Source organism: Janthinobacterium sp. TB1-E2, assembly GCF_036885605.1.
Classification (GTDB): Bacteria; Pseudomonadota; Gammaproteobacteria; order Burkholderiales; family Burkholderiaceae_D; genus Janthinobacterium; species Janthinobacterium aestuarii.
Map to the genome: position 1 here is coordinate 2437348 of NZ_CP142523.1, position 11644 is coordinate 2448991.

Consider the following 11644-nt stretch of genomic DNA (forward strand, 5'->3'; position numbering starts at 1 on the left):
CGAAACGCGTGACAAGGTCAAGTTTTTTTGGCAACGCATCCTATACACTGGGACGTGACCAAGCCGCTCCGGCAAACCATGAGGCCAGAACATGAGTATCCGTAATCTCAACAAGCTGTTCAAGCCGGCCTCGGTGGCCCTGATCGGCGCCACGGCGCGCGAGCGCAAGCTGGGCGCCATCGCCCTGTACAACTTGCTGGGCGGCGGCTACCAGGGAGAGATTTGGCCCGTCAATCCCAAGTACGACGAGCTGATGGGCCTGAAATGCTACCGCAAGCTGGCGCACTTGCCGAAGGCGCCGGACCTGGCCATCATCTGCACGCCGCCCGCCACCATCACGGCGCTGATCCGCGAACTGGGCGCGCTGGGCACGCGCGCGGCCATCGTCATGACGTCGGGCCTCGATCCCGTGCGCGAACAGTCGCTGCGCCTGGCCATGCTGAAAGCGGCCAAGCCGCACCTGCTGCGCATCCTGGGGCCCAACAGCATGGGGCTGCTCGTGCCGAAACTGGGCTTGAACGCCAGCTTCGCCCATGTCGGCGCGACGAGCGGCAAGATCGCCTTCGTGTCGCAATCGGGCGCGCTGGTGTCGGGCGTGCTCGACTGGGCCAACGCGCACGGCGTGGGCTTTTCCAAGTTCATTTCGCTCGGCGCCAGCTACGACATCGATTTCGGCGACCTGCTCGACTACCTGGCCGGCGACATCGACACGGCCGCCATCCTGCTGTACATGGAAGATATCCAGGCCGCGCGCAAGTTCATGTCGGCCGCGCGGGCGGCCGCGCGCAGCAAACCCGTGATCGTCCTGAAAGCGGGGCGCGAGGCGGAAGGCGCGGCCATGGCGGCCTGGCACACGGGCGCGCTGGCCGGTTCCGATGCCGTCTATGACGCGGCCATCCGCCGCGCCGGCATGCTGCGCGTGTATTCGGCCGAAGAACTGTTCGACGCCGTGGAAACCCTCACGCATATCCGCTCGCAGCGCGGCGAGCGCCTGGCGATCCTGTGCAACGGCGGCGGCCTGGGCGTGATGGCGACCGACGCCCTGGTGAGCAGCGGGGGCAAGCTGGCCGAGCTGTCGCCCGACACCGTGATCGCGCTGGAAAAGGCGCTGCCACGCGGCTGGTCGCACGACAACCCCGTGGGCTTGCCCGGCGACGCGGCCGTGCAGCGCTATGCCGACGCCATCAAGCCGCTGCTCGACGAGCCGCAGGCGGACGCCTTGCTGCTGCTGCACGCGCCCACGGCCATGGTCTCGTCGATCGACATCGCCGAAGCCGTCACGCCGCTGATCAAGGCCACTTCGCGCACGGTGCTGTCATGCCTGCTGGGCGGCACCACCGTGGCGCCCGCGCGCCAGGTCTTCAACCGGGCCGGCATTCCCACCTACGATACGCCGGAAAAGGCCGTGCATGGCTTCATGCAGATCGTGCAGTACCGGCGCAACCAGGAAACCCTGATGCAGGTGCCGGCGCAGCTGCCCATGTCGGCCACGCCGCGCCGCGCCAGGGTGCGCGAAATCGTCGCCGCCGCGCTGGCGGCCGGCCAGACGGTGCTCGGCGAATGCCGCTCGAAAGAGATTTTGGCCGCCTACGGCATTCCCGTCGCCACCACGCGCATGGCGGCCGACGTGGAAGAGGCGCTGGCCGTGGCGGCCGACATCGGCTATCCCGTCGCGCTGAAGATCCATTCGCCCGACATCGCGCACAAATCCGACGTGGGCGGCGTGGCGCTCGACCTCGACACGCCCGACATCCTGCGCACGGCCGCCGCCGCCATGCTCAAGCGCGTGCGCCGCATGCGGCCCGACGCGCTGATCGACGGCTTCACGGTGCAGCAGATGGCGCGCCGGCCGCAATCGCATGAATTGATCGTCGGCGTGACGACCGACGCCGCCTTCGGCCCCGTGATCCTCGTGGGGCAGGGCGGCATCGCCGTGGAAGTGACGGCCGACCACGCCATCGGCCTGCCGCCGCTGAACATGGTGCTGGCGCGCGACATGCTGGCGCGCACACGCGTGTCGAAACTGCTGGCCGGCTACCGCAACCAGCCGCCGGCCGACATCGACGCCATCTGCTACACGCTGATCCAGGTGGCCGAACTGGTGGCCGACATCGGCGAACTGGCCGAACTCGACATCAACCCGCTGGTGGCCGACGCCGATGGCGTGATCGCCCTCGACGCGCGCATCCGTTTGCAACCGGGCCAGCAGCGCGACCGCCTGGCCATCCGCCCGTATCCGCAGGAGCTCGAAGAGCAGGTGACGTGGATGGACCAGCCGATTCTGCTGCGCCCCATCCGCCCCGAGGACGCGCCGCAGCACATGGACCTGTTCCACGCGCTGGACCCGGACGACGTGCGCCTGCGCTTTTTCACTTCCATGCGCGAGCTGCCCGTGTCGCAGCTGGCGCGCCTGACGCAGATCGATTACGACCGCGCCATGGCCTTCATCGCCACGCACACGGGCCCGGACGGTAAGCCGGAAACCCTGGGCGTGGTGCGCGCCGTGGCCGACCCGGACAATATCCACGCCGACTTCGCCATCGCCGTGCGCTCGGCCCTGAAAGGCAAGGGCCTGGGCCATATCCTGTTTGAAAAGCTCGTCGATTATTTCCGCAGTCGGGGCACGGAGGCGCTGGTGGGCGAGGCCATGGCGCGCAACAAGGGCATGCAGCGGCTGGTGAAAAGCTTTGGCGGCGACGTCACGCCGTCGGAAGAGCCTGGTGTTGTCAATCTGCATATCGGCTTGCGCGCGCCGTAAAGAAAGCGCGGCTGGCCCGTCGCGGGTTTGTGCAGGATCAAACCGGCCGCTGTCGGTAGTCTTTACACTTTCACTTCCAGGATCAGATATCCAGCCCATTTTCGGGAGTGAGTGCATGCTTACGGCAACATATATATTGGTTTCCCTGTCGGTGGAACAGGCCAGCATCCGCATGAGTCTGCTGGCTTTTCAGAAATACATGCATGTGCAGCTGCGCCACCAGAGCAGGCTCAATCTGGCCCAACTTCAGTATGCGGGCGACTGGCTGAGCCGGCTGTACCAGGGCGGCTACTGGCGCAAGGTGGAGATGTATCTGATCCCCGCCATCCGCCAGGCCGCGCCGCATGCGGACGGTTTGCTCAATGAGCTCAACGGTTTGAACCATGCGGCGCTGGAAAGCATCAACGTCGTGCAGCAGCGCGCGGGCGCCGCCATCGACCATTCCGAATCGCAGGCCGAGCAGCTGTGCGCCGCCATCGACGCCTTTTGCGCGGCCTTGCTGCAGCGCCTGGAAAAAGAAGAGCGCGAGCTGTTCGCGCTGGCGCGCAAGGTCATCGTCGGCGAAACATGGTTTGCCATCGCCTACCAGTTCCTCGCCCACGATGCGCGCGCGCAGGAAGCGCGCCGTGGCAAGGCGCAGGTGCTGCCCTTTGTTTTGCCGGCAGCCGGCGGCAGCGCCGAAACGATAGCGGATGGCACAGAGTCCGCGCCGCCCGTGCCGCCGCAGCCGCTGCGCGCGCAGGCTTGAACGGGGAGCGAGCGCACACCCCGTTCTCGCGTTTGCGCCGGGGACGCGTCCGTGGTTTTGCACTGGCGCTCTCATAGGAGAAATGCCAGCTTGCTTACTATGTTACTGATTTGGTAACTTGTACATACCTGTCCGATGCAATACCCCGGGCTTTGTTATGATGGTGGTTTTGATCCACGCGAAACCCGTCATGTTCGAATTTCTCTTCAAGCGTTCTGCCAGCAAGACTGCCGCACCCGATCCTGTCGTGGCAGAACAGGCCGCCGCCTCGGCGCAGAGCGCATCGCGCCGCGCCGAACAGGTTGCGCGTGCCCATGCCGTGGCTGGTGACGAAACCGCCGCTGCCGATTTCATCATGTCCAGCGAATTTGCCGATACCCGTCTGATCGCGGCCGAACACGTCCATGCCTTGCCCTTGCTGGAAAAAGTCCACCACGCCATGCGCAATACCGACCGCCGCGTGGCCAAGCTGATGCAGGGCCGCATCGACCTGATCCGCCACCAGGCAGCCGAGACGCAACGCGCCCAGGCCAGCATCGACACGGCACAGCGCCTGTTGAACGATGAAAAGCTGAGCCCGAACCAGGTGGCCGAGCTGGACCGCCAATGGCAAGTCATCAAGGCCACGCCCGAGCTGGCGACGGCGTTTGCCGCCGCGCGCGCCGCGCTGGCCGCCCGCCTGGAAGCGCAAGTGGCGCTGCAGCGCGCCGTGATTGACGCCGTCGCCGCCGCGCGCGCCTTGGCTGCCAGCGGCCAGTCCGCCGGCGAGCTGGCGCAGGCGCTGGCCCGCCTCGACGCAGAACATGCGCAGCATGCGCAATCGCCCGAGCGCGCCTCCGTGCCGAAACACCTGGAAACCGATTTCACGCAGGCGCGCGAGCAGGCGCAGTCCGCCTTGCAAGCGCTGCAGCAGCACCAGGCCGTGTTCGACGCGCGTCAGGCCGCGCTGGCCGAATGGCAGGCGCAGGACGCCGCCACCCTTGACGTGGATGTCTTGAAACGCGCTTGGCAAGCTTTGCCGCGCCTGCCCGAGTCGCCATTGTCCGACAGCTTGCAGCAGCAATTTGCGGCCGTGCTGGCCAGCGCGCCGGCGCCCGTGCACGCGGTGCCAGAGGCCGCAGCGGCCCATGCCGAGCCTGTACCTGTACCGCGCAAGCCGCGTCAGGAACACGCACCCGTGTCGAAAGAAGCGACAGAGCAATTCTTCAAGGTGCTCGACGCCATGGAAGCGGCCCTGCAGGATGGCTTGCTGCACGTGGCTTCCGAACACGACAAGACTTTGCGCGACACCAAGCACGGCCGTTTGACGCCGGCGCAAGCTGACCGCCTGGCCCATGTGCGCGCAGAGTTCAAGCGCCTGGCCGACTGGGCGCGCTGGGGCGGCAACGTGTCGCGCGAGGAACTGGTCAAGGCGGGCGAGGAATTGCCGGCGCAGCAACTCCCAATGGCCGAGCTGGCCAAGAAAGTGGGCAGCCTGCGCGAGCGCTGGAAGTCGCTCGACACCTTGTCCGGTCCCGCACCGAAGTCTTTGTGGGAGCGTTTCGACGCGGCCTGCAGCGTGGCCTATGCGCCGGCGGCCCAGCATTTCAAGCAGCTGGCCGAAGAGCGCCACGGCAATGCGGCGAAGGCCCAGGAACTGATCGCGGAAACGGCGGCCCTGGCGGCCGAGGAGAGTACCGACTGGAAACACGTCGCGTCCGCCTCGCAGCGCTTGCGCCAGGCGTGGACGCGCCTGGGCACCATCGACCGCAAGGAAAAGAAACGCCTGGACGCGGAATTTGGCGCCGCGCTGGACGCCCTGTCGAAGCCGCTCGATACGCAGCGCCAGATCGAGACGGCGCGCCGCGAACAATTGATCGTCGAAGTGGGCTTGCTCAAGCCGTCAGAGCGCAACACGGTCGACATGCTGAAAGCCTTGCAGGATAAATGGCAGGAACTGGCGAAAGCCTTGCCGCTCGAGCGCCGCGCGGAACAGGCGCTGTGGCAGCGTTTCCGCGCCGCCTGCGACGACATCTTCGCCAAGCGCAAGGAAACGGCCCACGCGGCCGACCACGAGCGCCGCGAACACCTGCATGCGCGCGAAGCGCTGTGCGCCGCGCTGGAAACGGCCGTCGTGCCCGAGGGCGACGACAAGAGCCGCACCGCCTTCATCAATCACTTGCTGCGCGACACGCGCGCCGCCTGGAACGCCACGGGCCCCGTACCGCGCGCCAGCGAAGCGAAGATCGAGCAGCGCTACCAGGCGGCCGTCGCCGGCGTGCAAGCGCAAGCGGACGCCATCGCCGAACGGGCTGGCGCGGCCCAGGCCAATGCCCTGCGCGACAAGCTGCGCCTGGTGCAGTCGCTGGAAGCGGCACTGGCTGATGGCGCTGGCACCGATGCGCAAGCATGGAGCGAGCGCTGGAGCGCCTTGCCGCCGCTCGACGCACAATACGAACGCAGCCTGCAGCAGCGCTTTGCCGCCGCCCAGGCCGCGCTGGGCGAGGGCAGCGCTGCCTACGTGCGGCAATTGCAGGCCAACGAGGAGCGCTTGCTGGCTGAAGTCTTGCGCCTGGAAATCGTCGCCGGCGTCGACAGCGGCGCCGAATTTGCCCGCGACCGCCTGAAAATGCAGGTGGAAGTGCTGCAATCGTCGCTGAAATCGGGCCAGAAGCCGCTCACGCAAGCGTCGCAGCTGATGCAGCTGTGCGCGATTGCCGCCGCCACCGATGCGCGCACGGCCAGCCGCATCGAAACCCTGCTGCGCCGTATCGGAGGAAACGTCAAATGAGTACCACCGTCCGCGTCCAGCAAGCCGATTTTGACTTGAGTCAAGAAATCGCACAATTGCGTGCAGGCAATCCCAAGGTGGGCGCCGTCGTCGGCTTCGTCGGCACGGTGCGCGACATGAACGAAGGACTGGACGTGGCGGCCATGGAGCTCGAGCACTATCCGGGCATGACGGAAAAGTCCATCGAAACCATCGTCGAGCAGGCGCGGGGCCGTTGGCCCCTGTCCGGGGCGCTGGTGATCCACCGTGTAGGGCCCCTGCTGCCACAGGAGCAGATCGTGCTGGTGGCGGTCTCGTCCGCTCACCGGGGCGAGGCCTTCGCCGCCTGCGAATTCATCATCGACTACCTGAAGACGGAAGCGCCATTCTGGAAGAAGGAAGACACGCCCGAAGGGGCGCGCTGGGTCGATGCGCGCGACAGCGACGAGACGGCGTTAAACAAGTGGGCGGCAAAAGCAAGCGCCATTTGAATCGTACGGGTCCCGCACCGTAGATTTTGCCCAAATGCATCGGTTTTCTGCTTTGTGTATGCTTGAAAAGTACTCTCTCACCCCAATTTGGTTAACAACTAATTAACCGGGAGCGCTTTTCATGCGACAAGACAAACTCACTACCAAATTACAGGAAGCCCTGGCCGATGCGCAAAGCTTGGCCGTGGGCAACGACAACCCCTATATCGAACCAGTCCATTTGCTGACGGCCCTGCTGAACCAGGATGACGGCGGTGCCCGCTCGCTGTTGCAGCGTGCCGGCGTCAACGTGGGCGGCCTGTCGAAAGCCCTGGGCGCCTCGATCGAACGCTTGCCCAAGGTATCGGGCACGGGCGGTGACGTGCAGGTCAGCCGCGAATTCGTGGCCTTGCTGAACCTGGCCGACAAGGAATCGCAAAAGGCGGGCGACCAGTTCGTGTCCAGCGAAATGGTCTTGCTGGCGATGACGGACGACAAGTCCGACTGCGGCAAGCTGGCGCGTGAAAACGGCCTGACCCGCAAGGCACTGGAAGCGGCCATCGACGCAGTGCGCGGTGGTAACAAGGTCGACTCGCAAGAGGCCGAAGGCCAGCGCGAAGCCTTGAAAAAATACACCTTGGACCTGACGGAGCGGGCGCGCAAGGGCAAGCTCGACCCTGTGATCGGCCGCGACGATGAAATCCGCCGCACCATCCAGATCCTGCAGCGCCGCAGCAAGAACAATCCCGTGCTGATCGGCGAACCGGGCGTGGGCAAGACGGCCATCGTCGAAGGCCTGGCGCAGCGCATCGTCAATGGCGAAGTGCCCGAGTCCCTGAAAGGCAAGCGCGTACTGTCGCTGGACATGGCCGCCTTGCTGGCCGGCGCGAAATTCCGCGGCGAGTTCGAGGAACGCCTGAAATCCGTGCTGAAGGAATTGGCCATGGATGAAGGGCAAACCATCGTCTTCATCGACGAGATGCACACCATGGTGGGCGCGGGCAAGGCCGAAGGTGCGATGGACGCGGGCAATATGCTGAAACCGGCGCTGGCGCGCGGCGAGCTCCATTGCGTGGGCGCGACGACCCTCGACGAGTACCGCAAGTACATCGAGAAGGATGCCGCGCTGGAACGCCGTTTCCAGAAAGTGCTCGTCGACGAGCCGACCGTGGAAGCGACGATCGCCATCCTGCGCGGCTTGCAGGATAAATACGCGCTGCACCACAAGGTGGAGATCACGGACGCGGCCATCATCGCCGCCGCCGAGCTGTCGCACCGCTACATCACGGACCGTTTCCTGCCCGACAAGGCGATCGACCTGATCGATGAAGCGGCGGCGAAGATCAAGATCGAGATCGATTCGAAGCCGGAAGTGATGGACAAGCTGGAACGCCGCTTGATCCAGCTGAAAATCGAGCGCGAAGCCGTCAAGAAGGAAAAAGACGAAGCGTCGTTGCGCCGGCTGGGGCTGATCGAGGAAGAGATCGTCAAGCTGCAGCGCGAATACAACGACTTCGAGGAAATCCTGAAGGCGGAAAAAGCCGTGGTGCAGGGCAGCACGCACATCAAGGAAGAGATCGAGAACGTCAAGCTGCAGATGGAGCAGGCCACGCGCGAGAGCAACTGGCAGAAAGTGTCGGAGCTGCAGTACGGCAAGCTGCCGCAGCTGGAAGCCCAGCTCAAGCAGGCTGACAGCGGCATCCCGAAACTCGACCCCGACCAGCCGAAGCTGCTGCGCACGGAAGTGGGCGCCGAGGAAATCGCCGAAGTGGTGTCGCGCGCCACGGGCATACCCGTGTCGCGCATGATGCAGGGCGAACGCGACAAGCTGCTGCACATCGAAGAGAAGCTGCATGAGCGCGTCGTGGGCCAGGATGAAGCGATCACGGCCGTCGCGGACGCCATCCGCCGCTCGCGCGCCGGCTTGAGCGATCCGAACCGTCCGTATGGTTCCTTCATGTTCCTGGGACCGACGGGCGTCGGCAAGACGGAATTGAGCAAGGCGCTGGCGACCTTCCTGTTCGATACGGAAGAATCGATGATCCGCATCGACATGAGCGAGTTCATGGAGAAGCATTCGGTCGCCCGTCTGATCGGCGCGCCACCGGGCTACGTGGGCTACGACGAGGGCGGCTACCTGACGGAAGCCGTGCGCCGCAAGCCGTACAGCGTGATCCTGCTCGACGAAGTGGAAAAGGCGCATGCCGACGTCTTCAACGTGCTGCTGCAAGTGCTCGACGACGGACGCATGACGGATGGCCAGGGCCGCACGGTGGACTTCAAGAATACCGTCATCATCATGACCTCGAACCTGGGTTCGCATAAAATCCAGGCGATGGAAAGCGATGATCCCGGTGTCGTGAAGCTGGCCGTGATGGCCGAGGTACGCTCGCACTTCCGTCCCGAGTTCGTCAACCGCATCGACGAAATCGTCGTGTTCCACGGCCTCGACGAGAAAAACATCGGCGCGATCGCGAAGATCCAGCTGAAGATTCTCGAAGAACGCCTGGCGCGCATGGACATGCAGCTGAGCCTGACCGACGCGGCCTTGCAGCAAATCGCCGAAGCGGGCTACGACCCGGTGTATGGCGCCCGTCCGCTGAAACGGGCGATCCAGCAGCAGATCGAAAATCCGCTGTCGAAGCTGATCCTGGAAGGCAAGTTCGGCCCGAAAGACGAGATCCGCATCGACGCCCAGAACGGCAACCTGGTGTTTACGGGTGCGCAGGTGGGGCTGGACAAGGTGTAATGTCGCAAAGGCCGGGGTCAGACCCTCGTCATTGTTAGCGCTGAATTTTGCGTTGGCGGTGTTGGGGGTCTGACCCCAGCGGTGAAAGCAGGGCGGTATGAGGCTAGACCTGATGCCGCCCTTCTTGCTATCATCGTCACTATTTTCTGACTAATTCCGGAGGCGGTACGATGGCAAACACATGGCAAGCAGGGCGGCGCATTGGAGTGGGATTGGCCTTGGCGGCGGCCGTACTGGCCTTGCCTGCGCACGCTCAGGCTCAGGAAGAGAAGGTCCTGAACATCTATAACTGGTCCGACTATATCGGCGACGATACGATCAAGAATTTTGAGAAGGAAACGGGCATCAAGGTGCGCTACGACGTTTTCGACAATAACGAAATCCTCAATGCGAAACTGGTGGCGGGCAAGTCCGGCTACGACATCGTCGTGCCGACGGCCCAGTGGGCGCGCCTGCAGATCGATGCGGGCCTGCTGCGTAAACTCGACAAGAGCAAGCTGACGAACCTGGGCAATCTGGACCCGAACCTGCAGGCCAAGCTGTCGAAGATCGACCCGAACAACGATTACCTGGTCGACTGGCTATGGGGCTACACGACGGTGGGCATCAACGTCAACAAGGTCAAGGCCGCGCTGGGCGGCATGCCCATGCCCGACAACGCGTGGGAACTGATCTTCGATCCGAAATATGCATCGAAGCTGAAATCGTGCGGCGTATCCTTCCTCGACTCGCCGTCGGAAGTGCTACCGGCCGCCCTGCAATACCTGGGCAAGCCCGCGTACTCGAAAACGGCCGCCGATTACCAGGAGGCGGGCAAGGTGCTGCAGGCGATCCGTCCTTACGTGACCCTGTTCAGCTCGTCCGGCTACATTAATGACATGGCCAACGGTTCCGTCTGCGTGGCACTGGGCTGGTCGGGCGACATCAATATCGCGCGCCAGCGCGCCATCGATGCGAAGAACGGCAATGTGATCCAGGTGCTGGTGCCGAAGACGGCCGCCTTGATGTTCGACACCATGGCCATCCCGGCCGACGCGCCGCACCCGAACAATGCGCACCTGTTCATCAACTATATTTTGCGCCCGCAAGTGCATGCCAGCCTGAGCAACAAGGTGTTCTATGCGAACCCTAATCCGGCCAGCATCAAATATGTGCGCAAGGACATCGGCGAGAACAAGGCCATCTTCCTGTCGGACGCCGACAAGCAGCGCATGGCCGCGCCTGAAGCGACCACGGCCGATATCCGCCGCTTGATGACGCGCATCTATACGAAGTTCAAAACGGGAGTGTAAGACGGGAGTATAAAAACGATGATGGCGCGAGGGACGGGCCTGTTGGGCCGTCGCTGGCGCCATGCGATAGTGCCGAGGTGAGCGCTACTCGTGATAGCGGTCCATCAGCTTATGGTGGCTGCCGCGCATTTCTTCGACCAGTTCAAAGGCGACAAAGCCGATGATGGCGGCGAAGATGGCGATGAAGAGAAAAACGAGGAAGGTGATTAACATGGTCTTTCAGCCGCCGTTGGACGGCTGTCCGCTGGGTTGCTCAATGTGCGGGAGCAGGGCTCTTGCACGTAGTTGATGCAATTAAACTCTAGCAGATCGGCAGCGCTTTACAAGGCTGCTGAGTTGCGAACGCCACTAGTATTTGTCCCAGCGCACTTTTTGCGCATTTCCCCGCTTCGCCCCCTTATTTCACGCCCCTTACTTCACCACCAGGTCATGCGCCATCACCGCCTTCAAATAGATACTGACGGGGTCGCCTGGCTCGCGCTGCGAAAACCACCAGGCGCTGGCCTTGCGCATTTCCCATTCCTGCTCCTCGCCCGTCAACAGCAGGGCGGCCGCCTGGCCCAAGGTGGGCTGGTGGCCGACGATGAGCACGGTTTCCTTGCCGCCGGGCCAGTTGGCCGCCTTCAGGATGTCTTCCGCCTCGGCGCCGGGCGCCAGTTCCGGCATCAGCTTGAACTTGCGCCCCAGCGCCTCCGCCGTTTGCAGGGTGCGCAGGGCGGGGCTGACGAGGATACGGCAATTTTCCGGTAGTTGCGAGGCCAGCCATTCCCCCATGCGGCGCGCCTGTTTCTGGCCTTTGACGGTCAGGGCGCGTTCGAGGTCGGGGACGCCCGGCTCGGCTTCTGCGTGTCGCCACAAGATGAGATCCATGCTGTACT

8 protein-coding genes are annotated in these 11644 nt (G+C 64.1%); 6 read left to right on the forward strand and 2 right to left on the reverse strand.

Annotation, left to right across the window (positions count from 1 at the left end; translation table 11 throughout):
• Positions 1 to 91 precede the first annotated feature (91 nt).
• From OPV09_RS11050 to OPV09_RS11075, 6 genes are all read left to right on the forward strand, one after another.
• Entirely contained in the window at positions 92 to 2758 is a 2667-nt protein-coding gene (locus OPV09_RS11050; RefSeq protein WP_034755051.1) for a bifunctional acetate--CoA ligase family protein/GNAT family N-acetyltransferase, read from the forward strand.
• A gap of 115 nt (positions 2759 to 2873) precedes the next feature.
• Positions 2874 to 3506: a hypothetical protein gene (locus tag OPV09_RS11055; RefSeq protein WP_319992636.1), complete on the forward strand. Its 633-nt coding sequence runs from the start codon at positions 2874 to 2876 to the stop codon at positions 3504 to 3506.
• A 190-nt stretch (positions 3507 to 3696) separates the two neighbouring features.
• Positions 3697 to 6276 carry a DUF349 domain-containing protein gene (locus OPV09_RS11060; protein ID WP_338681668.1) on the forward strand — a complete coding sequence of 860 codons (2580 nt, stop codon included), beginning with the start codon at positions 3697 to 3699 and terminating at the stop codon, positions 6274 to 6276.
• Positions 6273 to 6746, forward strand: coding sequence for a molybdopterin synthase catalytic subunit MoaE (moaE, locus tag OPV09_RS11065; protein WP_338681670.1), 474 nt, complete (start codon positions 6273 to 6275; stop codon positions 6744 to 6746). The genes OPV09_RS11060 and moaE overlap by 4 nt, the downstream gene beginning before the upstream one ends.
• A gap of 121 nt (positions 6747 to 6867) precedes the next feature.
• Positions 6868 to 9474, forward strand: coding sequence for an ATP-dependent chaperone ClpB (clpB, locus tag OPV09_RS11070; RefSeq protein ID WP_034755055.1), 2607 nt, complete (start codon positions 6868 to 6870; stop codon positions 9472 to 9474).
• Positions 9475 to 9644: 170 nt separating this feature from the next.
• Entirely contained in the window at positions 9645 to 10766 is a 1122-nt protein-coding gene (locus OPV09_RS11075) for a polyamine ABC transporter substrate-binding protein (protein WP_338681673.1), read from the forward strand.
• Between the two features lie 84 nt (positions 10767 to 10850).
• Here the strand turns inward: OPV09_RS11075 and OPV09_RS11080 are convergent, their stop codons facing one another.
• Both OPV09_RS11080 and sixA read right to left on the reverse strand, forming a co-directional pair.
• Entirely contained in the window at positions 10851 to 10979 is a 129-nt protein-coding gene (locus tag OPV09_RS11080) for a hypothetical protein (protein WP_256267160.1), read from the reverse strand.
• A 198-nt stretch (positions 10980 to 11177) separates the two neighbouring features.
• A complete protein-coding gene (sixA, locus tag OPV09_RS11085; protein ID WP_034755059.1) occupies positions 11178 to 11636 on the reverse strand; it encodes a phosphohistidine phosphatase SixA in 459 nt (152 codons plus the stop codon).
• Positions 11637 to 11644 lie beyond the last annotated feature (8 nt).